General features: G+C 36.9%; 19 protein-coding genes, 1 rRNA gene and 3 pseudogenes. 6 read left to right on the forward strand and 17 right to left on the reverse strand.

Annotated features, from left to right (window positions below; translation table 11 throughout):
* Positions 1–484: 484 nt before the first annotated feature.
* From ACFFHF_RS08725 to ACFFHF_RS08735, 3 genes and pseudogenes are all read right to left on the reverse strand, one after another.
* Positions 485–952, reverse strand: a complete 468-nt coding sequence (locus tag ACFFHF_RS08725; RefSeq protein WP_340902572.1) for a flavodoxin — start codon at positions 950–952, stop codon at positions 485–487.
* Between the two features lie 447 nt (positions 953–1399).
* Positions 1400–2713 (reverse strand): S8 family serine peptidase, encoded by a 1314-nt coding sequence (locus tag ACFFHF_RS08730; protein ID WP_160547355.1) that lies wholly within the window; start codon positions 2711–2713, stop codon positions 1400–1402.
* A gap of 783 nt (positions 2714–3496) precedes the next feature.
* A pseudogene (locus ACFFHF_RS08735) lies at positions 3497–3934 on the reverse strand (methylated-DNA--[protein]-cysteine S-methyltransferase).
* A 138-nt stretch (positions 3935–4072) separates the two neighbouring features.
* Here ACFFHF_RS08735 and ACFFHF_RS08740 point away from each other — a divergent pair.
* The 3 genes from ACFFHF_RS08740 (at position 4073) to ACFFHF_RS08750 (ending at position 6349) form a co-directional block, all read left to right on the forward strand.
* Positions 4073–4381 (forward strand): hypothetical protein, encoded by a 309-nt coding sequence (locus ACFFHF_RS08740; RefSeq protein ID WP_377057895.1) that lies wholly within the window; start codon positions 4073–4075, stop codon positions 4379–4381.
* Positions 4378–5160 carry a sensor histidine kinase gene (locus ACFFHF_RS08745; RefSeq protein ID WP_377057896.1) on the forward strand — a complete coding sequence of 261 codons (783 nt, stop codon included), beginning with the start codon at positions 4378–4380 and terminating at the stop codon, positions 5158–5160. The genes ACFFHF_RS08740 and ACFFHF_RS08745 overlap by 4 nt, the downstream gene beginning before the upstream one ends.
* Before the next feature lie 271 nt (positions 5161–5431).
* On the forward strand, positions 5432–6349 hold the full coding sequence (locus ACFFHF_RS08750) for an aldo/keto reductase (RefSeq protein WP_377057898.1): 918 nt from the start codon (positions 5432–5434) through the stop codon (positions 6347–6349).
* A 45-nt stretch (positions 6350–6394) separates the two neighbouring features.
* On the opposite strand, the gene ACFFHF_RS08755 is transcribed toward ACFFHF_RS08750, so the two are convergent.
* The gene (locus tag ACFFHF_RS08755; RefSeq protein ID WP_377057899.1) at positions 6395–6871 is read right to left on the reverse strand and encodes a YhcN/YlaJ family sporulation lipoprotein; all 477 of its coding nucleotides are present in this window, start codon (positions 6869–6871) and stop codon (positions 6395–6397) included.
* Between the two features lie 158 nt (positions 6872–7029).
* On the reverse strand, positions 7030–7479 hold the full coding sequence (locus ACFFHF_RS08760; RefSeq protein ID WP_377057901.1) for a MarR family winged helix-turn-helix transcriptional regulator: 450 nt from the start codon (positions 7477–7479) through the stop codon (positions 7030–7032).
* 202 nt (positions 7480–7681) lie between these two features.
* Between ACFFHF_RS08760 and ACFFHF_RS08765 the strand changes: the two genes are divergently transcribed.
* The gene (locus ACFFHF_RS08765) at positions 7682–8107 is read left to right on the forward strand and encodes an organic hydroperoxide resistance protein (protein ID WP_119706840.1); all 426 of its coding nucleotides are present in this window, start codon (positions 7682–7684) and stop codon (positions 8105–8107) included.
* A 41-nt stretch (positions 8108–8148) separates the two neighbouring features.
* Here ACFFHF_RS08765 and zupT read toward each other — a convergent pair whose 3' ends face one another.
* Both zupT and ACFFHF_RS08775 read right to left on the reverse strand, forming a co-directional pair.
* The gene (gene zupT, locus ACFFHF_RS08770) at positions 8149–8949 is read right to left on the reverse strand and encodes a zinc transporter ZupT (protein WP_160547348.1); all 801 of its coding nucleotides are present in this window, start codon (positions 8947–8949) and stop codon (positions 8149–8151) included.
* 264 nt (positions 8950–9213) lie between these two features.
* Positions 9214–11586, reverse strand: coding sequence for a polyprenyl synthetase family protein (locus ACFFHF_RS08775; protein ID WP_160547347.1), 2373 nt, complete (start codon positions 11584–11586; stop codon positions 9214–9216).
* Between the two features lie 279 nt (positions 11587–11865).
* Between ACFFHF_RS08775 and ACFFHF_RS08780 the strand changes: the two genes are divergently transcribed.
* Positions 11866–12165, forward strand: coding sequence for a hypothetical protein (locus ACFFHF_RS08780; RefSeq protein ID WP_160547346.1), 300 nt, complete (start codon positions 11866–11868; stop codon positions 12163–12165).
* Between the two features lie 33 nt (positions 12166–12198).
* Here the strand turns inward: ACFFHF_RS08780 and ACFFHF_RS08785 are convergent, their stop codons facing one another.
* From ACFFHF_RS08785 to ACFFHF_RS08825, 9 genes and pseudogenes are all read right to left on the reverse strand, one after another.
* The gene (locus ACFFHF_RS08785; RefSeq protein WP_377057902.1) at positions 12199–13881 is read right to left on the reverse strand and encodes an SWIM zinc finger family protein; all 1683 of its coding nucleotides are present in this window, start codon (positions 13879–13881) and stop codon (positions 12199–12201) included.
* A gap of 319 nt (positions 13882–14200) precedes the next feature.
* A complete protein-coding gene (locus ACFFHF_RS08790) occupies positions 14201–15043 on the reverse strand; it encodes a tyrosine-type recombinase/integrase (RefSeq protein WP_160549929.1) in 843 nt (280 codons plus the stop codon).
* 702 nt (positions 15044–15745) lie between these two features.
* Positions 15746–15858 (reverse strand): 5S ribosomal RNA (gene rrf / locus ACFFHF_RS08795).
* A 587-nt stretch (positions 15859–16445) separates the two neighbouring features.
* A pseudogene (locus tag ACFFHF_RS08800) lies at positions 16446–16872 on the reverse strand (VOC family protein).
* Between the two features lie 148 nt (positions 16873–17020).
* Positions 17021–17998: a bile acid:sodium symporter family protein gene (locus tag ACFFHF_RS08805; protein ID WP_340902554.1), complete on the reverse strand. Its 978-nt coding sequence runs from the start codon at positions 17996–17998 to the stop codon at positions 17021–17023.
* A gap of 154 nt (positions 17999–18152) precedes the next feature.
* Complete coding sequence (locus ACFFHF_RS08810) at positions 18153–19199, reverse strand: aldose epimerase family protein (RefSeq protein ID WP_377057903.1); 1047 nt, start codon at positions 19197–19199, stop codon at positions 18153–18155.
* A 14-nt stretch (positions 19200–19213) separates the two neighbouring features.
* Positions 19214–20701, reverse strand: coding sequence for a UDP-glucose--hexose-1-phosphate uridylyltransferase (gene galT, locus ACFFHF_RS08815; RefSeq protein WP_340902551.1), 1488 nt, complete (start codon positions 20699–20701; stop codon positions 19214–19216).
* A gap of 18 nt (positions 20702–20719) precedes the next feature.
* Positions 20720–21709, reverse strand: coding sequence for a UDP-glucose 4-epimerase GalE (gene galE / locus ACFFHF_RS08820; RefSeq protein ID WP_340902550.1), 990 nt, complete (start codon positions 21707–21709; stop codon positions 20720–20722).
* Complete coding sequence (locus ACFFHF_RS08825; RefSeq protein WP_340902548.1) at positions 21706–22890, reverse strand: galactokinase; 1185 nt, start codon at positions 22888–22890, stop codon at positions 21706–21708. The genes galE and ACFFHF_RS08825 overlap by 4 nt, the downstream gene beginning before the upstream one ends.
* A 242-nt stretch (positions 22891–23132) precedes the next feature.
* Here ACFFHF_RS08825 and ACFFHF_RS08830 point away from each other — a divergent pair.
* A pseudogene (locus tag ACFFHF_RS08830) lies at positions 23133–24136 on the forward strand (DUF3231 family protein).
* A 179-nt stretch (positions 24137–24315) separates the two neighbouring features.
* Here the strand turns inward: ACFFHF_RS08830 and ACFFHF_RS08835 are convergent.
* The gene (locus ACFFHF_RS08835; RefSeq protein WP_340902544.1) at positions 24316–25110 is read right to left on the reverse strand and encodes a DUF2935 domain-containing protein; all 795 of its coding nucleotides are present in this window, start codon (positions 25108–25110) and stop codon (positions 24316–24318) included.
* Positions 25111–25282: the final 172 nt, after the last annotated feature.

Consider the following 25282-nt stretch of genomic DNA (forward strand, 5'->3'; position numbering starts at 1 on the left):
TTTGAAAGCTTCCCAATGTTGGTGTTTATCAAAAAATATTCTTCTCAATATATTGGTCTCCATAAAATGAAAATACCACAGCTTAAATGACTGTGGTAGACCCAAATTTTTATACTTTCTTATCTTTGTACAAAAAGAGTGGATCTGGTTAACCCAGACCCACTCCTTAAAGCTTTTAACTAAGAGAAACTCCACAAACCACCTGATTCTTTATTAATTTGAGTACCAATATATAAGTGATTTTTATATAAAAATAGGGAACGGATGAATGGTTTAATCGACAACTCTTTAAAAGGATGTAAACAAGACCAGCTAGACCCAAAGTCGTTGGGGTGTTGGGAAGAAGGTATGTGTCCATTTATTGTTATAAGGGTTATATCAAACAATTAACCCATTGTCCCCTATTCCAAATATAAATGGGGAAATACATACTAGCTTATAAATACTGTGTGAAAGGGGATACTGCAAGAACCATTCACCTTTTTCAAACATATGTAAGCTTTTCCCCCTTGTTAGCCCATTGATAAAATGACTTCGCAAATTGTCTGCATTCTTCTACTTCCTCGTCTGTTTCAGGACTTAGTTCTATCTTTAACCTTTCCTCAAATACATCACAGCCCTGTTCCTTAAGTATTGATGCCATTATATCCACGGCCATACAAAACTTAGGATAGAGTGTATCACCTGAGCCGAAGCATGCAGCCTTTATTCCATTTAAATGTAGTTTTTTGAGTTCGTCGAAAAACTCTTCGACCTCGTATGGCAGATCCCCATCTCCCCAGGTGTACGCACCAAGAAAGATGCAATCGAAGCTTTTTAAAGAATGTATATCTACTGTTTCTAAATCAAGTAGATCTACCTCACATCCACATTCAAGAAGAGGTTCCTTCAAAATATTCGCCATATCCTCTGTATTACCGGACATACTTACATAGCCAATAAATATTTTCACTGTTTTCCCCCTCTAATTGAAAATGATTATCATTATTAATAACTTTAATATAATCGATAATGATTCTCATTGTCAATTATATTTTTTGGTTGAATATCTTTTAATACAAAAAAGCTCCACTGACGGAAGTGGAGCTTTCCTTCGTTAGGAATACAAAGCCTTAAAGAAATAAGCGGAGGTTTTCCGGTTAGTTGCAGAATGAAGGCCCGTTTCGGGGTGAATAAGGGAAGATTTTCCGGTTATGCACTGCAAACTCTCTCATTTTTGAACTTTTAGAGTCAATAGACGGAATTTCTCCGTCTATTTAACCAATTTTTAATAAAAATTATTATATAAGCGGAATTTTTCCTTCTATTTATCAGCACGGATGCTTAACCTGACCTCCCAATCAAGAAGTACGGACTCTCTTGATCCTAGATGCAGGAATCGGCAGCTATTTATCGACCATTACTCTGGAATAGATCTTTCTGCATTAATATAACCGTAACCATAAATATTCTTATCTCGATCTCGCCAAACATCTGTGTTAGTCATTAATAATTCTTTGATTTTATCAGGTGTTAGACTTGGATTTGCTTCTTTCATTAACGCAACAACCCCTGCACAAATGGGCGTGGCCATCGAAGTACCCGATAAAGTAGTGTAGTCATTTTCTACTCGACTGCTTTTTTGCAATTTATCTAAATAGGAATTTGGCGATCGCAATGAAACGATATTGACTCCAGGTGCTAATATATCTGGTTTTACTCCACCATAGATGGTTGGTCCACGACTGGAGAAGCTCGCAACATCATCGTGGTTTCTCTCTACCGTATTCCGATCATCAAGCGCACCTACCGTTATCACTTTGTCACTTAATCCTGGACTAGCAATCGTACCTTTTTCTGGCCCTTCATTCCCAGCCGCCACACAAACAACGATTCCAGATGCCCACGCTGCCTCTACCATCTTAACCATTGGATCATCATCTTCAGAACGGTATTTTTGCGCGGTACTTCCTAACGACATACTGATGATATCGATCTTATTATTTGGGTTATTTTCGTTATATTGAATACACCAGTCCACCCCTTGCATCACGGTTTCAAGTGAACCTGACCCCAATTTATCTAGCACCTTTACTCCTACCAAATCGGCCCTTGGAGCAGGTCCCGGATAATTGACAGATGCAGAAGCAGCATCTCCTGCACAGTGCGTACCATGTCCATTATCGTCATACGCTTCTGTTCGATTATTGATAAGGTCAACAAAGTCTGTAATTCGACCTGAAAGATCTGGATGTGGATAGATTCCTGTATCGATGATGGCAATTTTCACCCCATTACCAGTTAATATTGTACCGTTTCTAACAATATTTTGAGCATTGGCAGAGGGTACTGCTACATTAAGAAAAGCCTTTACCTCACTATTGAGATACACTCTTTTAATATGATGACAACTATTGAGCATTTCGTCTAAACCACTAGGAGTTATATCAGCACTACAGCAGGAAACTCTAGGAAAATGACTCTTAATTTTATTTCTCATATGATGATTCATCACTTCATCTACTTCTTTACACCCAGCGTCGTAACACCCTTCCTGAAATTCAATAATCACCGAGTACTTTCTACCTATCTTTAACATCCCTTCAAACATGTTATGCAAAAAGCAAGGCGTCCATTTAAAGGGTTTATACAAGTTTAATATTTGTTCCCTTAATGGTCGCTCCAATTTATCCGCATGAGTTCTTACCATTTGGACCATTGAATACCCGAACAATCAAATTCCCTCCTATCATAATCATTCTTTTACAGATATATGAAGATGAGAGAGAGTTTGCATCGGCGCTTGTCCAAGTTAGTAAAAATAAGGCGTATAATGGGAGCCCCATTCAATTGTTACCGATAGAGTAGAAAAAGAAGATCCGCTGGCGGAATACTAGAGTCACACTCGATAATTCCTGCCGTTGCTTGGGCTGTACGAAATTCCATATATTGCTTCGAATGTCCGAATTAATCCCTTATTCGGACTCTGTATTCACTTACAATGCTTTTGCTGTCTGAATCAATCCCGCATTCGGACTCGGTATTCCCTTACAATGCTTTTGCTGTCCGAATCAACCCCGCATTCGGACTCGGTATTCCCTTACAATGCTTTTGCTGTCCGAATCACCCCGGCATTCGGACTCCGTATTCCCTTGCAATGCTTTTACTGTCCGAATCAACCTCGCATTCGGACTCGGTATTCCCTTACAATACTTTTGCTGTCTGAATCAACTCCTCATTCGGACTCTGTAATCCCTTACAATGCTTGGACTGTCCGAATCAACCTCGCATTCGGACTCCGCCATTCCTTACAATGCTTGGACTGTCTGAATCAACCTCGCATTCGGACTGCGTAACCCCTTGCAATGCTTTTGCTGTCCGAATCAGCCTCGCATTCGGACTCCGCCATTCCTTGCAATGCTTAGACTGTCTGAATCATCCCCTCCACTCATCCCTCTTTAAATTCTATTAATAGAAAACAAAAAAGCTCTATCACCTTTGTGATAAGAGATTCCGATTAATTTTTCCCCATAAATGCTTCATGTTCATGCTGAAGCAACCATTCCTTCCGCCACAAGCCTCCCGCATAGCCTGTAAGCTTTCCACTGGATCCAATGATTCGATGGCAGGGGATGACAATACTTAGCTTGTTTCTACCATTTGCATGACCAACTGCTCTAATTGCTTTTTCATTGTTAATCTTAATAGCAAGTTCCTTATAAGTTCCTGTTTCACCAAACGGGATATTGGCTAATGACTTCCACACTGTTTGCTGAAATTCTGTTCCCTCTAATTTATAAGGAAAAGTGAATACTTGGCGAGTTCCCTTAAAATATTCATCGATTTGCTTTAAACAATCTACTAATACTTTAGGGGTTTCCTCTCCAATGGTATGTTGAATCTAATCCCTATCTACAAACATGATAGAATAAATCTCATCCATTGATCCGATCATTTCTAATACTCCTATTGGAGACTAGCCGCAGTTGCACTAACTTTTGTCCTACTTGGGATTCCTATAAAAGCAAATAGAAAATCATATCTATTATTATCCGTTTTATATTCTGCAATAGCATTTTATGCAGATCAGTATATGACCTTTTCGTTTAAGGTATACTTACTATTTGTTGTTGTTGCTCTTTTGGTCACTCTATTCTTAAAACGGAAAATCACTCAAGGATTCTTATTTGCTTTAATCTTTTATATCTCCATTTTCACATTTCAAACAGCCTTTATTCTTTTGTACTCGCAATTATTTTCTTTAAATATTGAAACCATATTGGCAAGTCCATGGAAACGTATATTAATTGCGAATGCATCGAATCTTCCAATGGCATTGGCTGCATATGTCTTCTATAAAAAGAACATAAAAATCCCGTTTCTAGCTAGTAGGTTCCAATGAAAGGAATTGTTCCATTAATTTTTGTTGTACTGCTTCAAATATTTTTGACCTTTATGTCTATTGGTTCTTTATATATTATGAAGGAAACCACGTTTATCCTAGGTGTTCCTGCTAGCATGTTTATCGTTATCTTATTAAACATTGCTTCCTTATTTATCATAGGCACGATCTATCAAAGAGAGACCAAACAAAAGGTTCAACTAACTGAGACTACACATGAAAAGGAGTTTCATTCGTTAGTTGCCTCAGTCCGGTCAGATCGCCACGACCTGAATAATCATTTGACCGTTATTTCTGGATTGTTAAAAATCGGGAATTACACCGAAACGGAAAACTACGTGAAAGAATTAATTGGTGACATTCAAGTAAACAATCACGTATTAAAAATTAATAATCCGATCCTTGCCTCTGTTCTTTTTACGAAAATGGAAAAGTTCAAAAGAGATCACATTGCGTTTTCGCTAAACATTTCAAGCGAGGAGATTATGAAATTGATTTCCTCAACCGACTTTATTCGCTTAATGAGTAACTTGTTAGATATTGGCTATGACGCCACAATGGAATTACCAGAAGACCAACGTAAAATCTCTGTTGAAATGCAAGAGCTACAACGGACGTTTGTCATAGAAGTAAAAAATTCGAGTACTTTAAGGCAATTTGACGAAACGTTTTTTCAGATTGAGCAATCCACTAAACCGAAAGAACAAAGTAGAAGTAGAGGGTTTGGACTTTCGATTATTAAGAAATTACACAAAAATACAATGGTGACTTACAAGTAAAAATTGATAAAGATCTAGTTTGTTTTACCATTGTTTTCCCCAAAAAAGTGGCAACATAGAAGATTCTCTTATTAAAAATAGAGGGTCTTTTTTGTTTTCTCCCAAATGAGAGGTAAAAGTTGAATATAGCCTTAAGGTATGGCAAAATATGCTTGTACACACTCGTGAAAGCGTGCACATTATGCTTATGATTGGTTAATAGTTGATAATAGGAGAATTGGGAACTATTCATTCAACAATTACCCTATCGTACATTTGGGAGGAAACACACTTGAGAACGATTAGACTAGGAAATAGCACATTAGAGGTACCAGTTGTTGCAGTAGGCTGTATGCGAATAAGTGCACTTGAAAAATCAGAGGTGGAGCGTTTCATAAAAACAGCATTAGAAGAAGGAGCAAACTTCTTTGATCATGCCGATATATATGGTGGTGGTGCTTGTGAAGAAATATTTGCCGATGCTATCAACATGAATGATGATATTCGTGAAAAAATGATTCTTCAATCCAAATGTGGCATAAGAAAAGGGATGTTTGATTTCTCTAAAGAATACATTTTAGAGTCAGTGGATGGCATTTTAAAGCGCCTACAAACGGATTATCTAGATACGCTTCTTCTACACCGACCAGATGCACTCGTTGAGCCTGAAGAAGTAGCCGAAGCTTTTGATATCCTTGAAGAATCAGGAAAGGTCCGTCATTTCGGTGTATCTAACCAAAATCCGATGCAAATTCAACTTCTGAAAAAGTACGTAAAGCAACCGATTGTCGCCAACCAACTACAATTTAGTATCACAAATGCCACGATGGTTTCTAGTGGAATTAATGTCAATATGGAAAATGAATCAGCCATTAATCGCGATGGCAGCATTCTTGATTTCTGTCGTCTAAATGACATTACGGTTCAACCATGGTCTCCATTCCAATACGGTTTCTTTGAAGGAACTTTCTTAGGGAATGAAAAATTCCCTGAATTGAACCAACAAATTAATCAACTTGCAGAAAAATACAATGTAAGCAATACAACGATTGCGATTGCATGGATTTTACGTCATCCTGCAAAGATGCAACCTGTTGTGGGTACAACGAATTTAGATAGATTAAAGGATTGCATCCAAGCTAGCGAGGTCCAACTAACTCGTGAAGAATGGTATAGTATTTATCGTGCAGCTGGAAATATCCTTCCATAAAATACTAGACAAACACACTCATCTCCACAAAGACGAGTGTGTTTTTTATTCACTTTCGATTCCAAAAAAGTTCATAACTGTATTAGAAAAATCTCGGTATAAGCTAATTTTGTCTCTTCCGGACCTTATATCTTTCGCATAATTGTTCATCGTCGTATAAAAATCAGGATTTACAGAAACGTACACTTTATGAATTTTATTATCTGCTTTTCGTACCTGGTCAGCTATCTTCTGATTTAACACATCTGACAGACTATTATATTGGTTTTGTTTAATTGCAACATACGCATTATTGTTGGAGTAAATAACATTAGCCCGTTCTACTTCTTCTAATTTCTCGACATATTGTTCTGCAAGTTGTGAGACCCTGATCGTGTGATCTACCTTTTCTGTTTCATCATTTAAGATTCTAGCCTTAGCTTGGCTTGTTTGAACTTGCTGATTCTCCGTTTCATTAAATACACAGCCAGATAGAAAAAATGACATTACCGTTACAACTAAAAACAACCGAAATCTGTTCAAAGCACTCACTCCTGATCATTCTTTCAACCTATATGTTGGCTAAAAATGATAGATATATTCAGGATATGAGGCAGTGACATTCAAAAAGCCCAACCGAACGGAAGGACTTCTCATTGAACAATTAATTATTTTTCTCTAAGCCTCGTCGGTATGACCATTCATTTCATACTAGCTGTATTCACCTTTTGAAGTAGTTTTTTTATCACATTATTTATTGTAATAACTTCTTCCTCTGTCATTCCTGTTGATTCTAAAAGTGAACGGGGGATACAAACTGCCTTCTCTTTAAGGAGATTTCCTTCCACCGTAATAGTAATCATCACAACCCTCTCATCTTCAGCCGATCTTTTGCGTTCGACGAGACCCGCTGCTTCCATTCTTTTTAGCATAGGAGTTAATGTTCCAGAATCAAGGCCTAGAAGTTCTCCTAATTCTTTCACTGTACTTTGCTTCCTTTCCCATAACACGAGCAACACCAAATATTGTGGGTAGGTTACATTCAATTCGTCTAAAAACGGTCGATACAAACGAAAAATTGCTCTTGAACAAGCATATAAAGAGAAACATAAATGGTCTTCAAGTTTCACAAGTTCATCGTCATACTTCATGATTCATCCCTCAACTTTTTCATAAACTGATCATAAATTTAATTTTATAAAATCATATCGCACCCATTCCTTATCGTCAATTCAATTAATTTTGCACAATTATATTATTGACAACTAATATCTCATCTATTATCATAAACACATAGGTTATTTAATTTTGCACAATCTAATTTTAAAAAATACATTTAAAAGGATGATTTCTATGTCAAACGTATTATTCACTTCTAGTGTAACTGCAGTTGGAGGTAGAGAAGGAAAAGTTCAATCCCCTGAAGGTGCCATTAATCTTGATATCGCAATGCCAGGAACACCAAGAGCGAAATCCTTGCCAAGCGCTACCAATCCTGAACAGTTATTTGCTGCAGGATATGCTGCTTGCTTTGACGGAGCCCTTCAATTTATGGCAAGATCAGAACGTGTAAAATTTGAATCACAAGTAACAGCAAACGTTAGCCTTATAAAAGATGAAACCGACCAAGGCTTTAAGCTTGGTGTAACACTCCAAGTAAAAGGTACTGGAATTGAAAGAGCTGTATTAGAAGACTTAGTTCAAAAAGCTCATCATTTCTGTCCGTACTCAAAAGCAACTAGGGGAAATATCGAAGTAACCTTAGAAATTGTAGAATAAGCATAAAAAAGGCTTTCGACCAAATGTCGAAAGCCTTTTTACTAAATGAATAATAACAAACTGAGTGCCATTACCGCCATTCCACCGATTAACCCATAGATGGATAGGTGAGTTTCATCATATCTTTTCGCGGCAGGTAATAATTCATCAAGTGAAATAAAGACCATAATTCCTGCCACAGCGGCAAAGATGATGCCGAACATTACATCGTTTAAGAAAGGCATCAAAAATAAATAAGCAACTAACGCACCAACTGGTTCTGATAGTCCGGATAAAAATGACAGTTTGAATGCCTTTTTCTTATCACCAGTGGCAAAATAAACAGGCACCGAAACAGCAATTCCCTCTGGTATATTGTGAATGGCAATGGCTACGGCAATCGCTATCCCTAAACCAGGGTCCTGCAAAGCCGAAGTAAACGTCGCTATTCCCTCTGGAAAGTTATGAATGGCAATCGCCAGCGCGGTAAAAGTTCCCATTTTTAACAGGGCCTGATTGTTTGGTTTTTCTTTCATATCCTCAACTTTTTTCAACTCATGTGGATTTCCTTGTTTAGGGATAAATTTATCAATTAATGTAATTAACAACATCCCTCCGAAAAAACCCGCCACGGTCATCCAGTTACCTAACACATTTCCCATAGAACCTACAAGTGCATCTTTCGCTTTTACGAAAATTTCAATCATAGATACATAGATCATCACACCTGCCGAGAAACCTAGAGTAACAGAAAGAAACTTTGTGTTTGTTGTAGAAGTAAAAAACGCTAATATACTACCAATCCCCGTGGCCAACCCTGCCATTAATGTTAAACCAAAAGCAAACAACAGATTCTCCGTCATTGTATTTTCCTCCTTAATTATAGTTAAAGGTATTTGGATTAAAGACAATATGTTTCCTTAATCAAACTTTTTCAATAAAAAATTTTATATATTTCACTAATCTTTATAAAGGATATGTGCTCATATAAAAAATGTGCCATAAACTTTAAAAATTTCACCCATAAACAATTGTTTCCCTAATACAACTTTTATTATATATTTTTACCAGCTGTAGGGCAATCAATATTTTCATAGGTAAAAAAATGACCCCTTTTTTAGGAATCATTAATGATCACGGTTCACGATATAATTCAATAAATGCTTTAAAAAAGGAATATTTCTTGGAATCTCCTGTAAAGCTTCCGTTGCCTGACAGTAGTGCTCCCACATTTCCCTTTTTGCATTATCTTTACCTAAGATAGAGACAAATGTAGAATTATTATTTCCTGTATCTTGTCCTGTAGGCTTTCCAAGCAGGTTCACATCTCCTTCTACATCAAGGAGATCATCTTTGATTTGAAAGGCAATGCCGGCATGGTGAGCGTATTTTTTCAAAGCTACCATTTCTGGTTCTTTTGCCTCCGCAAGAATGGCTGGCATAATTAAGGAAGCTTCAAACGCTAATCCTGTTTTATACATACTCAGATGATTCAGGTCATCTAAGCTTAAATACTTTCCTTTGGATCCAAGGTCCATCGCCTGCCCTTGGCACATAATTTCTGTCATTTGTGCTGAGTAATGGATTAGCTTTAACACGGTTTGGGGTTTATAAGCATATAGAGATGCTTGCTCTTCTATCGCTTTTTGTGTCAAAAATAAACCCGTTATTTCTGCTACAGCCATATCATATACGTGGTGAAGGGTTGGCCGCCCTCTTCGAGTATCTGAATTGTCTTGAGAAGGAAGATCATCGAAAATAAGAGAAGCAGTATGCAAATATTCCAATGATTTTAATAAAGGAACAATGGATTCCTTACTTAAACCAAAGCCTTGTACCCCCATGACCAAAGCCATGATGGACCGAAGCCGTTTCCCATCGCCCTTAAGGCTGTAATTAGCTGCTTCAATAATGGATTGATTTGATACAGCTATATCCTTGTTAGGAGCTATAGGTAAGATGTGATTGATTTCATCCCGGAACTCATCAATGGTATTCAAAAATTCCTCTTGCTCTTTCCTCTCGTTTCTCAGTGACGTAATGATATGATCTCGAAGTAGCTTATCAAAGAAATCCACATCATCCGCTTTTCTAACCATCTTTTGTATGAGACGATTAAACATTTGATTTTCTGTTGCAAACATCTCCATTACTTCCTTGTATTTCTTCGTACCCATTTTTTCTTTAAAGCGTTTTAAGCCATTGATAGCCCGATCCAAAATGACCTCACATGTTTTCTTATCTGACTGAAAGACCTTATGTATAAGGTAGTAGATAACGGTCCAGTACATTTCAAAAGGATTGATTAAATCACTACGCACACCCTTATACTTCATATAGTAGGTATAAGGAGTGACTGCCCCATCCTTCAAATCATCAAATATATCTGCAAAATCATCCGCTAACTGATTATAGATACCATAATAGAACGTTCGATCCGAAAACCCTTCATCTTGAGGAGCATCAAGGACGGACCGAGCAATTAAACGTGAGGAAGATGATTTTAAAATGACTGGTACATACAAATCTTTATTTGTATAAGCTGCATAAGATAACTCTCTCAGCCGATCTACTTCTTGAGATTGGAAAAAAACATACGATTGCTCGAAAAATACAGTCAGGGATTCAGGTCGTTGATGAGCTTTAATATACTCAAAAGCATCGCCCAATTCTTGATGAATAAAACGAATTAATGGTTCGTGCTTTCCTGGCCACACACCTAGTTCTGGCACAGTCCCTGTCGTTAGTGTCGTGCGAATCAAATCCGTATACCTCTTCGTCTCTTCATCCGATAACAGCTTCGCATCAAGAAGATCGTCGATAAACGGATAGGTTAAACCATAGCAATATCCTAGCCTGATCGCTTCAACCAGCTTTCTAGACCTTTCTTTAGAAGGTTGCTTGTCATCCATCTCTTCAAGAACATGCATAAGGACACCAGCAATTATTTTGATCAGCTTCCTTTGAGCATGCTCAGCTTCCATCCCCTCTGGAATATTCTCTGAAACGGTCTTCAACTTTCCTATTAACCAGATCATGGTTAACTCAATACCTTCCTCCCTGGCCTTACGGTACAAGACCGCCATACCTAATAGGTCATTCTCGTTTTCCCCATTTAAAAGAATACTTTCCTTCCAACTATTTACCGTGCGGCTAATACTAGCTTGCGTTTCGACAGAGTTCAGAGATTTTCCGAGGTCTCGCATATACAGATAAGAAATACTTCGGTCCAAGTAGTTCTCCAGTTTACCAGTATGCTCTAGCCATTGAAGGTAGCTTTGATACCCTTTTGAACTTGCACGTTTCTCTCGATTAGAGAACATGGATAATAGAGAATGATGACGAATATGATTGTGTTTCCACGAATGAATATCTTCCATTAAGGCTTTCGCATAGGTTTTTTTTTCAATCTCATTATTAAGTGTTTGAAAATATTGTTCGGCCTTTTCCTCGGCCTGCCGGTAACAAAGCTCTGCATTTATCATTAATTCAACAGTCATTCTGCACATTCCCTCTATAAGGATCTTCTATATCTATTTATTATCGTAGTTTCCATAAAAATATTCCGATTTTTATGGTGTCATTTTATTCTATCATTATATATTTATTAGCCATAAAATTACCTTAAATTTTATTAAACCTGTTTATCAATAGGATTCTCTCGACTTTTGTCATGAAACAATGTTTGCTTCTTTGAGTTTGATGTATACAATGAATGTATAACAAAGCTAACCTTTGAACCAAGCAATATGGATTTATTTGTGAAAGGAAAGAAGAAAATGATCAGTAAGGCAGATGTGATAGAACGGTTACGCTCCCTATTAGGGAAGGAGCTTACAAGCATAAATGTACACGAGGCGATCTTTTGTGAAGTTAAGCATCAAAAAATACTTCGGCGTTTTCATGTTGGTACGCACACTTATGTAGAATTTAAATTGGATAAACACAATGACACACCCGAATTTGTTGATATTACCATACCAGGAAACCCAAACACCTTTCGAGTAGGTCTTGAAGAAAAGAATGGACAGCTGTTCATCGTATCTGAACCAAGAATCAACTTTTCATATTTAAGTTGATAGATACGCCCTAAGGTTGGACTTAGGGCGTTATTAACTTATCTTATTAAGTTCATCAATAAATGTAGGTCTTCTTTTATACTCTTCTTTTAAATGATCGATTAGCATTTGAAAATGGGTCGTACCACATACCTTTTTATAAAGCTTAATAAGGCTGCAAATATTTCTATATTTTTTTCGATCACCTGATTGTTCTGACTGAAGCTCAATATATTTTATGAATAGTTTATTTACCTCATCGAAGTACTCATCGACTAGAAATGGATATAACTGTTTTATTGAATTTAAGTTCTTAGAACAATATTCAAGAAGATGACTACTCATTTTCTCTTCTTTTAATATTTCAACATAAGCAGATGGTGCATATCTATCCTCCTTAAAAGTCTTGACTATTTCTTCAAGAATTTCAGGCCACTCATTTGCTGAAAAAAGTTGTTTTAACCTTGAATAATATTCATACCTATTATCATATAAAAAACTTACCATGATTTCTTTTTGTTTATCTATATCACCGAGACCTTCATAGGCTTCAAGCTGATACTTTTTCCACTCATAAATAATTCCTCTATATTGTCTATCAATTTTTATCCCTTCTTCGCAAAGCTGGACCACTTCTTTGAATTTTTTTTCTTCTAACAAGTGCAAAATAGCTCTTTCTCTAAAATCACTATACTGCAAGTTAGAATAAATGAACTTCAATCCTTTTTCCTTTCCCTCTAATTGTTCAATGAGTTGAAGCTGAAGAAGTTTAATAGCTTGTGTTTCATATCTATCACTCCAGGCATCACTTTTTACTGTTTTTAACATATCCTCCAACAGTTTATTAAGCTTTATCCTTCTCTTATCCGTATCACACAGAGGTATACAGCTTCTTAAGAGATCGATTCTCCACTCGCTCCAATCGTCATAATAAGGTCGCATTGCTTCTTTCATAATGCTTAAATATAAATTTTCTTTTTGTTTCTCATCCAAACTATTAGCATGAATATCTACTGCCTGATGTATTATATTCAAACTTCCCCTGATGACATCTCCTACATAGCCATTCGAATCATCACAAAATTGAAGCATTTCTACTACACTCGATAAAACAATCATACTTAGCTGAACAGCTCTTAATGCATCAGATTCAACTTTCTTTTCTTCTGCTTTTTCTAGGGTTATATTAGCTCCCTGTAGTGCTTCATACACCTCATTCCACTGTATAAATCCACGTCGCTTGTATTGTTTAATGTACTCCTTTATTAACTTTTTACTAGATTCAACTTCATCCTTTACAGGTGTATATCTAGCCAAAAGTCTCTTCTCAATTAAAGCGTGTTCATCTGCAATATCTATGATAATTTTTAATAACTCTTGTTTATTTAATCTCGAAAGAATCGATTCTAATTCTGATTTGTTTTCTTGTATAACTAGTTGAGTAGACTCTGTTTTTTCTTCTTTTCTTCCCTTCTCATATCGTAAGGCATAAAACGCAGCTACTTGGTGCTTACAGAACTCTCCCTGGTCATATGGACAATCACAATATGTATCTTTCATCTCTCCTGTATCCGTTAGAAAAATATGAACCGTATAGTCATAGGTTCCCGAAACTTGAAAAATATAATGGTTACTATTCACTTCTTCCAACTTCTCGATGTGATCCTGGTCATAGTATTTTTTTCCACGAGCTAAGATCACTTCATTTATATTCTCTTCAAAGTTTTGAAGGTTCATTGATACTATTCCCCCTTCCCTCTTAGTATTTATTTGTATTAGAACATAGTTCTGACACTCTAATACCCGTATGAAGTAGTAGATAGACAATTGCAATATTCCTATTATGACCATCTTTTTTCACTTCACGAAAAAGTTGCTCACATTCTAAGGGAGTAAGCACTTCAANCAAATTAATTTTAATAGAGACTTCAAATTTTGAAGCCAAAGAATATCTTACATAATTCTAATACATAATACAACAACTTTTTGATAATAATTTATAAAGCCATGTACAAGTGTACATGGCTGATAGTTACAGAACCGATATTTAAACAACCTAACCTAGTGTGTCATTAGAAAAAGTATTCTGAATGGCCTTTTCTAACTCTAGTTGCTTCATTCTAGACTTTGCGTATCTTTTTGTAACATTAATATCTTTATGACCTGCTAGTTCAGATACTATTTCTAACGCTACTCCTTTATCAACAAGTAACTGACAAAAAGTATGCCTTAATTTATGCGGATTCACTTGATATTTTTTAAGCATATATTGAACCGATCTCTCAGAAAGTCGTTCGTTGGATTTAGAAACAAACAAAGCATCTTCGATACGATTTAATTCAATATGCCTTTGCAAGTAAGTCCTAGAATCATCAGATAAAGGTATCGCTCTTTCTTCACCAGTAGAGTTATGCTTTACTAACACTAGATTTCTTTCGAAGTCAATATCAGACTTATTTAGAGAACATAGTTCTGACACTCTAATACCCGTATGAAGTAGTAGATAGACAATTGCAATATTCCTATTATGACCATCTTTTTTCACTTCACGAAAAAGTTGCTCACATTCTAAGGGAGTAAGCACTTCAATTTCTTCTTTTTTCTCTACGGGAACCACAGCTATATCAATAATGATATCAGGTTTCTTTAAGAATTTTGCAAAGGTACGAATCGCTCCAAGTATTTTATCAATAGTTACTGGACTTTTCCCCTGCTGCTCTAAAAAGGAAACATATGATTGTACATCCTTTTGTGATATGTCCTCTAAATAAATCGAATATTGCTGAAGCCAGTCTTGATATTTTTGAATTTCACGTTGATATGTTGAGACCGTGCTAGGAGATTTCCCTACTTGTTTAAGCCATTCTGTAAACTGATCTAGAACATTAGTTTCTTGCAACTATATCACTCCAATCAATCAGACTTGGTATTACTTACATCTTATAGGAAATGACTAAAGAAGTAAACTTCCGCGAAAAAAATTATAAGAAAAACCGGACAAAAACCGTAGCGGGTTCTGTTACCTGTTACAAAAATCCAAAATATATATTAAAATGACCATCCATTTGTATGTGAATATGGTGGTCGTTTTTTATTGATTTAACGCGAATCATTAAAAAAATGCCGTGAAACGGTAGTCCAATTTGATTTTGTATAGGGAAGAGAATTAATAGGCGGAGAATTTCCGTCTAATGTATATAGAGGAAGCTTAAGAAGAAGAAATAAGAGGAGGAATTCCGGTTAACTGCTCTAAATAAGCCGAAATTCAAAGATTTGGATCACATAAGCGGAAAAACTCCGCTTATTCTTAAGGAAATATGGGTATTTCCCAATTTAAGAGGAATTTTTCCGGTTATTTTCCAAACACAGTGAAATCAACTTCTGTTTTATAACAGTACCTTGGCCAATTGATCGTACCTTTTTTCCATATTTAGTTTTAAATCTATTCCAGTGTTGGTTTTTATCAAAAATGATTCATTTTAAAATGTTAGTCTCCATAACCGAAAAATACCACAGTCCTTAATACTGTGGTATTAACAAATTTTATACTTTCTTATCTTTTAACAAAGAGAGTAGTCACATGACTACTCTCTTTATAGGTGCCTGGCGACGTCCTACTCTCACAGAGGGAAACCCTCAACTACCATTGGCGCTGAAAAGCTTAACTTCCGTGTTCGGTATGGGAACGGGNCTTACCTGTTACGAAAATCCAAAATATATATTAACATGACCATCCATTTGTATGTGAATATGGTGGTCGTTTTTTATTGATTTAACGCGAATCATTAAAAAAATGCCGTGAAACGGTAGTCCAATTTGATTTTGTATAGGGAAGAGAATTAATAGGCGGAGAATTTCCGGCTAATGTGTATAAAGGAAGCTTAAGAAGAAGAGATAAGAGGAGGAATTCCGGTTAACTGCTCTAAATAAGCCAAAATTCAAAGATTTGGATCACAAAGGCGGAAAAACTCCGCTTATTCTTAAGGAAATATGGGTATTTCCCAATTTAAGAGGAATTTTTCCGGTTATTTTCCAAAAACAGTGAAATCAACTTCTGTTTTATAACAGTACCTTGGCCAATTGATCGTACCTTTTTTCCATATTTAGTTTTAAATCTATCCCAGTGTTGATTTTCATCAAAAATGATTCATTTTAAAATGTTAGTCTCCATAACCGAAAAATACCACAGTCCTTAATACTGTGGTAGTAACAAATTTTATACTTTCTTATCTTTTAAACAAAAACAGCTAGGTACTACCCAGCTGTCTAGTAAAAAATGATTGATTCTAAGCGATTAATGATTAATCGTTTTTAATCTCTGTTGAAACCTGCCAAGTCATATTGAATTTATCGGTTACCTGTCCATAAGCTGGACTCCAGAAGGTTTCTTGTAGTGGCATTAATACCTCTCCGCCATCTTGTAATTTTTCGAAAACCGCTTTTGTTTTTTCCACGCTATTAATGATAATGGCAATGGTTACTTGAGCTCCAATCGGATACGGCTGCCCAGGGAATGTATCGGAAAGCATGAGATCTGAGTTTCCTATCTTTAAATGTGCATTTAGCACTCGTTTTTTTGCTTCAGGGTGTAGGGTATTCCGGATTATCTGGCATATCCCCAAACGTCTGTACAGAAACAACCTTTGCATCTATTGCCTCTTCATAAAACTTTACCGCTTCTTGCCCGTTTCCATTCAGCACTAAATACGGATGAATTCCTAAAATCATAAGACACCTCTTTTGTTTTATTTTACAGAACACTTGTTCTATAATAGAATACCAGAATAAACCTACTTATTCAATATTTTCTATAACTAGAATTTCCATTTTCTCAAATAAAAAACCCGTACACTTTTCAAAGCGTACGGGATTCATTCTATTTTTGAATTTCTACTGAGTCTCCAGTTGCATTTTGACTATTATTTGCTTTTTCAGCTTTCTTTCCCCAATAATTTGCAAGAAGTGAGCCTGATACATTGTGCCATACGCTGAAGATTGCTCCTGGTACAGCTGCGAGTGGAGAGAAGTGTGCAGCAGCCAATGCGGCAGCAAGTCCAGAGTTTTGCATTCCCACTTCAATAGAAACCGCTTTTTGGTCACTGTAATCCATTTTCAACACTTTAGCTGCTAGGAAACCTAATAGATACCCTAATGCATTGTGTAAAATAACAACTGCTAAAATCAATAACCCACTTTCAAGAATCTTCTCTTTGCTCCCGCTAACAACCGCTGCCACAATGGCCACGATTCCGATAACAGACACTAATGGAAGAGCTTTAACGCTTTTCTCAACTTGAGTGCGGAACAAAGTTTTCACAATTAATCCTAAGATAATCGGTACAAGAACGATTTTGACAACAGATATAAACATAGCGCTTAGTGACACTGGTAACCATTTACTTGCTAATAAAAGAGTGATAGCCGGAGTTAATAACGGTGCTAATAAGGTTGAAACAGATGTAATCGATACAGATAAGGCCGTGTTCCCTCTTGCTAAATAAGTCATAACGTTAGAAGATGTTCCGCCTGGACAAGCTCCAACTAGAATCACACCTACAGCAACTTCAGGAGGTAAACCAAGTCCATATGCCAGTCCAAATGCTAGTAATGGCATGATTAAATACTGTGCCAATACGCCGATAAATACGGATTTGGGATGCCTGAAAACCTCTTTAAAATCATTAACCGATAATGTCATACCCATTCCAAACATGATCACTCCCAATAATAATGGGATATGAGGACCAATCCAAGTAAAACCTGTAGGAAATAATAATGCCAACCCTGCAAAAAGTAGCACCCAATAAGCAAAGGTATTACCTGCAAAGATTCCTGCTTTTTCTAATGCTTTCATAGTTGTATACCCCCTGTGAAAAAATATAGTTTTCATTATACTCCAAACATTTATAATTTTGTAATATTTTTTGACAAATTTTTTTAGTAAAATTTTATAATAAAAAAATGAGAACCCTTACATGCTTATTGGCTCTCATTTTCCCTATGAAAAATTATTTTATTTTAAACGACCATTTTGTTTCCGAACAGTACACTTGATCTTTCTCTATCACTGTACTCGGAAAGTGTGAATGATGAATAGCATCAGGAACTCCTTGTGTCTCCAAACATAATCCTAAGTATTTTTCTGACTTTCTACCACGAATGTCATAATCGTTTCCTAGCTGTGTGCCAGTATAGAGGACAACGGCCGGTTCATTCGTTTCAACAACTAATAGACGGCCACTCTCTTCATCATATAATGTGATTGGTTCTGACTGGTTACTTCTTAACATAAAGGGATGATCATAGCCATTGCCAACGAGTACGTTTTGAGGATGTTCTGAAACCACTCCTTCTTGAATCTTCCTACCGTCACGAAAATCAAATACTGTATGATCGACATGTATCAATTCGCCAGTTGGAATTAAAGAATCATTTAATTCAAGAAAGTGATCACTCTTTATCTTCAGTGTGTGATCCAAGGCGGTTCGTTTTAAGTCACCACTCAAGTTAAAATACGTATGATTTGTCATATTAAGGACGGTTCGTGCATCACTAATTCCTTCATAGCTAAGAAGAATCTCATTCGCATTTGTTACTGTATATGTGACTGATACACGTACATTTCCAGGATAGCCTTCTTCTCCTTCCTTGCTTTCGTATCGATAACAAAGACTGACTGAATCCTTTTCTTGCACTACTTCAACATCCCAGACCTTTTGATCAAACCCTTTTAATCCACCATGCAGATGATTTCCATTGTTATTTTTGGCTAGTTCATAGGTGATTCCGTCGAGTTCAAAACAACCTCCAGCAATCCTGCCAGCATGTCTTCCAATGACAGAACCAAAATAAGCTGAATTCGCTTGATACTCTTCGACTGTATCAAACCCTAACACAACGTTTTCAAGGTTCCCTCTCTTGTCTGGTACCACAATTCTCGTAATGGTACACCCATAGTTGAGAGAGGTGACTTGCATGCCTGCCGCATTTTCAATCGTATGTGCTACGATGGTTTGACCATCGTGCCTGCCAACTACTGACTCTGATATTTTCATAGGATTGCCTCCATTTATAAACTCTCGCAGAAACATCGAAAGGCCACTTGACCATTTGTATCTCTTTTAAATACTCCCGCATCCTCAAGCACTCGTTGGAATTTCAAGCCTACTTCTCTTCTTAGCATTTCTTCTGCCGTATCATCCGACCATTCTGTTCCGTACTTACTCTTTAATTCCTGAGCCCATGAGAGATGATAGTCTTTTACTCGTTCAGACCTTCCTAATAAATACGCTTTTACTTCCTCTAATTCTTCCTTCAATCTAGCAGGGAGAACCGCAAGACCCATGACCTCTATTAATCCAATATTCTCTTTCTTTATGTGATGAACATCGCTGTGCGGATGGAAGATTCCTAACGGATGCTTTTCACTCGTTCGGTTATTTCTTAACACTAAATCTATCTCAAATTGCCCTTCTCTCATCCTAGCAATTGGAGTAATCGTATTATGCGGCGTGTCTCCGGAAAAGGCATGAATATCCACCTTTTCATCTGAGTAACCCTTCCAGCTAGTCAAAATATAATCCGCTGCTTGAATGAGTTCTTCTTTCATTCGTGATCGTAAGCGAATAACCGACATCGGCCACTTGACCGTTGCCGCAGATACATTTAAGAATTTCTTCATCTGAAAAGAATACTCTTCGTCGGCTCGTGCCATCGCAAACTCATAATTCCCTCCTTGGTAGTGATCATGAGTTAAAATCGATCCACCTACAATGGGAAGATCCGCGTTTGATCCGACGAAATAATGTGGAAACTTTTCTACGAACGATAGTAATCTTTCAAATCCTTTTCGGGATATTTTCATATCTCGATGCTCTTTGGAGAGCACGATACAATGTTCGTTATAATACACATATGGTGAATACTGAAGATACCAGGGCTCACCCTCTAACTCTAGTCGAATCATTCGATGATTGGAGCGAGCTGGGTGTCCAATTCGACCCTCGTAGCCCTCGTTCTCCTCACATAGAAGACATTTCGGATACTGCACATCCTGCTTTTTCTCTTTTTCCAGGGCAATTTGCTTTGGATCCTTTTCTGGCTTCGACAGATTGATGGTAATATCTAATTCTCCGTATGGCGTGTCTGTTTTATAACTAATGTTCTTTGCAATACTTTTTGTTTGGATATAATTGCTGTTTTGACTTAATTGATAAAAGTACTCTGTTGCGCAGGTTGGATCTTTTTCATAATTTCGATAAAAACGGCGATTCACATCCGAAGGTCTTTGAACTAGAACATTCATGAGCTTGCTTGAAAAGATTTCTTTATCTGCATCGAGGATTCCAACCATTCTTTTTTCAAAAGCATACTGAACCATTTGCTCTAATATCTCTGGAATACTTACTCCCTTTATCCCATCCATTTTCTCAGGAAATTCAGCTAGTTGTAAAAGAGACATGAGTTGGTTTCTTGCATATATTTCATCTTCTCGATCAATCATTTCACATTCCATTGATTGATCAAGTAGTGATTGAATCAAAGCATGTATTTCCATGAAGTGTTTCTCCTTCCGTTACTTTTCGTACCCATTTGGATGTGACTGATGCCAGCTCCATGCGTCCTCAATAATTTGATCAATATTTGTACGCATAGGGCTCCAACCTAGAATCTGTTTTGCTTTTTCAGAAGAAGCAATTAACGTTGCTGGATCACCTGCTCTTCTTGCCACGATTTTTTCAGGGATAGCATGCCCTGTAATTTTCCTTGCTGTCTCAATAATTTCCAACACGGAGAATCCTTGGTTACTGCCAAGATTAAATACATTGCTTTCTCCACCATTTTCTAAATACTTTAAAGCAAGAATATGGGCAGCAATTAAATCCTCTACATGAACATAATCACGGATACACGTTCCATCGGGTGTATCGTAGTCATCCCCGAACACAGAGATGAACTCTCTTTGTTCAAGAGCCACTTGTAACACTAACGGAATGAGATGAGTTTCTGGTGTATGGTCTTCTCCCACTTCTCCAGTAGCTCTTGCTCCCGCCACATTAAAGTAGCGAAGCGCAACAAACTTCATATCGTAAGCACCATTGCACCATTTCAGCATTTTTTCCATGGTTAACTTCGTCTCTCCATAGGCATTGGTCGGAAGTGTTGGAGTATCCTCTGTAATCGGCATGATTTTTTGATCACCATACGTGGCTGCAGTTGATGAGAAGACAATATTCTTCACATCGAATGCATTCATTACTTCCAGTAACACTTGCGTCCCATATACATTATTATCAAAATACAGTAGTGGCTTTTCCATCGATTCACCAACAAGGGAATTGGCTGCAAAATGGAGAACCCCTTCAATTTTTTCCTTTTGAAAAACAGAGGTTAAAAATTCTTTCTCTCTTATATCACCTTTATAAAAAATAGCTTGAGGATGAACGGCCTGTTCATGCCCGGTTTGAAGATTATCAATCACAACCACCTTGTATCCTTGATCGATTAGCTGGTGTACTGCGTGCGAACCAATATATCCTGCCCCTCCTAATACTAATACGCTCATCGTATCAACTCTCCCTTAAGTTCTTTCGTTCCGTCCCCAATACTCGCTACATAGAAGGTTGCTTCATATCCAATTCTCTCTTTATAGCTTTCACCGACTTCTTTAATAAACAAATCAACACAATTCTTGTCTACAAGAGCAATGGCACAGCCTCCAAACCCTGCCCCCGTCATTCTGGCACCTATTGTCCCTTCTTGACTCCAAGCCGCACTTACAAGTGTATCTAGTTCAATTCCTGTTACTTCGTAATCATCTTTAAGAGAAGTATGAGAAGCATTCATCAGTTCTCCAAAGTAAGCAAGATTTTCATCTTTTAGAGCTGTCAACGCCTTAATCGTACGAGCATTTTCATACACGGCATGCTTTGCTCGTTTTTCTAGAAGTTCATCTCCAATCAACTCACGATTGGCCTCAAATTGTTCTTCCGTTAAACTACCTAATGCCTCGATGTTCAATTTAGCTTGTAAACGATGAAGGGCTTCTTCACATTGTGCTCGGCGCTCGTTGTACTTCGAGTCGGCTAATTCTCGACGCTTATTCGTATTCATAATAATAATTTTGTGGTTTTCTAGATTAAGAGGCGCATATTCGTAAGTAAGAGTCTGACAGTCTAGTAATATTCCACAGTTTTCTTTCCCCATGCCAATCGCAAACTGATCCATGATGCCACTGTTGACACCAATAAACTTGTTTTCTACCTTCTGTCCAAGCTTCACCAGCTCTACTCGGGCGATTTTCAGATTGTATACCTCATCAAGTATGACTCCCATCAACATTTCTAGTGACGCAGAAGACGACAGACCCGCACCATTTGGAATGTTCCCATGGATCAAAAGTTCAAATCCGTTTCGAAGAGCACCGAAGCTCTCCTGGACGTAGCGAATCATTCCTTTTGGATAATTGGCCCAATTATGAGCGGTATCATATTCCAAAGCGTCAAGTGAGAATTCAATGATTCCCTTGTCCGGGAAGTTCTCTGAATACAGTCGCACCAAACGATCTTCCCTTTCCCTTACCACTCCATACGTTCCGAAGGTGATGGCAGCCGGAAACACATTTCCTCCATTGTAATCCGTGTGCTCCCCAATAAGATTAATTCGCCCTGGTGAAAAAAAGAGGCGAACCTGATCTTCTACTTTAAATATCTCTACAAACTTATTAAATAATTCGTGTTTTTCCATGGTTATCATCCTTCCACTTTCTCAAGTAAGAATCTAATCAATATCTTTAAAAATAGGTTAAATATCAGATAAATGAAAACGTCTACACTATCCATTTTATTCTTTAAGTAAATTTTAGTCAATGTTTTAGTAAAATTTTTATCATTAAAAAGACGCCTTTACATACACTTTTTGCAAGGCATGTCCAAAGGAATGCATATCTACTTCTGTAGCAGTAAAAAATAAGACAGAGGTGAGAACAAGTGGAAAATGATCATTTAAAACTTACAGCTTCCGAGATCGGAACACTTTGGGGTGAGTATGTAAACGGAACAATGATTGAAGTAGTAAATAGGTATATGCTTTCTATTTTGGAGGATGAATCAATAAAAAAGGTTTTTGAAATGGCTATCGAGACATGGGAAAAGCAAAAGAAGCAGATTGTTTCCTTCATTGAGAAAGAGGGTTTTCCCGTTCCTATTGGTTTTAAGAGTCCGACCTTAATAAAGGTGTAGAGAGATTATTTTCTGATACATTCTGCTTAAATTATCTACATATTATGACGATAAATGGTTTGTGGGGTCATACAACTGCTTTAAGTGTTTCTGTCAGAAAAGATCTTCGGGAATTTTACAACTCATGTGATGATGATGCAAAAAGAATGTACGATTTAACCATTGAGCTATTGCTTAACAAAGGAAAATTTCAAAGAGACCCGTATTTCTATCCTAGCGAGAGCCCTGAGTTTATTTCTACTAATGATTTTATAGATGGATTCTTCGGAAAAGGAAGGCAATTATCTGCTTCAGAATTAATTAGTCTTTCTCTTAACATTAAAAAGAGCATTATGGCAAAATCCCTTTCCATTGGATTCAGTCAAGTCACAGGTTCAAAGGAAGTAAGAAAGTTTTTCGAGGAACTAGAAGAAGCGACAGATGGGAACATACAAGCTCTTTCAAAAATAATGAACAAAGATAATTTGCCAGTTCCAATGTCGTGGGAATCAGAGGTAACCATGTCAAAAGAATCTCCTTTTTCAGATAAATTAATGCTATACCATATGGGGTTCTTGGCTCAGGCTGCACAAGTATATTACGGGACAGGCCTAGCAACGGCCATGCGAACAGACTTAGGTGCCGTATATGAAAAAGCCATTCTAAAAACATTAGCCCTTACTAAAAACTGGTTTGATATGATGGTGAAGAACAAATGGTTAGAACAGCCACCACTTGCTCCCAATAGAAAAGAACTGGCACAAGATAAATAATCTGCTTCTCAAATTAAACTACTGTATCAGACATTCTATTGAATCTATTAAAAAGGATTGTTGAGCAAGATTATTTATGCTCTTTAGATCCTTTTTTTATTCCAATCGGCTAATACTATTCAATATAATTTCTAAAAATAAAAAATGCTGCTCTATATAGCAGCTAAACTAAATGGTTTTTACAGCTTTGGTCTTGTAAGATGAGCCTCAAATAAGTCTATAATTTCTAAAAATCTCTCGGCTTCTCTAAATGTATGGTCTGCTAAGAGTGGGTGAATATTGCTTTTAATTCGGCAGGCTTCAATTAACTCTCTTGCTGTCTTCTTAAAGTCTCTTAAAGATAAAACTGAGACTCTATTTTGGTCCAAGAATTGATCTAAAATGGGCACCGTTTCAGACTGTGGTCTCATGGAGTCTAAATCAACTGCCTGGAATACTAATTGGTCGAAATCATGGCTAAACTCGTTAGCTTGTTCTACCAGTTTTCTTTCGGAAGGATCTAAAAGATGCCCAATAAATTTTGCATGATCAGCCATTATCTTTAAAAAGAATAGGTTTTCTTGAATAATCGTATCTGGTTGGGGGGCGAGTTTTCCTTCGTTTAGTTCCTTCAGTCTATTCGCAAAATAAGCTGCTTCTCTGCTTACATGGTCAACTAATAATGGAAAATTATTTGTCCGAATTTCACAACGTAGAGTTAATCCTAACACTTTCCTTTTATAACTCCAAATCGCAACTGCTGCTTGATAAACCTCGTTATTAAAAGCTTGAATTTGACGTACATCTGTGTTTACAGAAAACCTGGCCAACTTTTCCTCGATTCGTTCAAATAAGGTAATAAATTGTTGTGCTTCTGTAATTAATTGCTGCTGTTCATAAGTAAATCCTAAGCTTAAAAATAAAGCATGTTCTTTCATGATTCTAGACCAAAACTGTATTTCGTCCAATGACCTAGCGACAATAGGATTAGCCATTGTACCCACCCCTTATGCAGACTGACTTCACCCCCATCATATGTTTGTGTATTTGTCCGTATTCTTGCTATTATTTGATATCACTTCTTACTACTTTTTCACCTTCTCAATAAAACTCCTTTAATCATTATTACCTCCTATTAAGGGAATATTATTGATACTGTCACAATTT

This window comes from Robertmurraya beringensis, assembly GCF_042433785.1.
Taxonomy (GTDB): domain Bacteria; phylum Bacillota; class Bacilli; order Bacillales; family Cytobacillaceae; genus Robertmurraya_A; species Robertmurraya_A beringensis.

Bases quoted from the DNA above. Each gene is read 5' to 3' on its own strand.
- ACFFHF_RS08745 (WP_377057896.1), top strand. From the start codon at position 4,378: ATGAAAGGAATTGTTCCATTAATTTTTGTTGTACTGCTTCAAATATTT.
- ACFFHF_RS08775 (WP_160547347.1), bottom strand. From the start codon at position 11,586: ATGACTGTTGAATTAATGATAAATGCAGAGCTTTGTTACCGGCAGGCC.
- ACFFHF_RS08810 (WP_377057903.1), bottom strand. From the start codon at position 19,199: ATGAAAATATCAGAGTCAGTAGTTGGCAGGCACGATGGTCAAACCATC.
- ACFFHF_RS08780 (WP_160547346.1), top strand. From the start codon at position 11,866: ATGATCAGTAAGGCAGATGTGATAGAACGGTTACGCTCCCTATTAGGG.
- galT (WP_340902551.1), bottom strand. From the start codon at position 20,701: ATGGAAATACATGCTTTGATTCAATCACTACTTGATCAATCAATGGAA.
- ACFFHF_RS08765 (WP_119706840.1), top strand. From the start codon at position 7,682: ATGTCAAACGTATTATTCACTTCTAGTGTAACTGCAGTTGGAGGTAGA.
- galE (WP_340902550.1), bottom strand. From the start codon at position 21,709: ATGAGCGTATTAGTATTAGGAGGGGCAGGATATATTGGTTCGCACGCA.
- ACFFHF_RS08805 (WP_340902554.1), bottom strand. From the start codon at position 17,998: ATGAAAGCATTAGAAAAAGCAGGAATCTTTGCAGGTAATACCTTTGCT.
- ACFFHF_RS08760 (WP_377057901.1), bottom strand. From the start codon at position 7,479: ATGAAGTATGACGATGAACTTGTGAAACTTGAAGACCATTTATGTTTC.
- ACFFHF_RS08740 (WP_377057895.1), top strand. From the start codon at position 4,073: ATGACCTTTTCGTTTAAGGTATACTTACTATTTGTTGTTGTTGCTCTT.
- ACFFHF_RS08835 (WP_340902544.1), bottom strand. From the start codon at position 25,110: ATGGCTAATCCTATTGTCGCTAGGTCATTGGACGAAATACAGTTTTGG.
- ACFFHF_RS08785 (WP_377057902.1), bottom strand. From the start codon at position 13,881: ATGAACCTTCAAAACTTTGAAGAGAATATAAATGAAGTGATCTTAGCT.
- zupT (WP_160547348.1), bottom strand. From the start codon at position 8,949: ATGACGGAGAATCTGTTGTTTGCTTTTGGTTTAACATTAATGGCAGGG.
- ACFFHF_RS08825 (WP_340902548.1), bottom strand. From the start codon at position 22,890: ATGGAAAAACACGAATTATTTAATAAGTTTGTAGAGATATTTAAAGTA.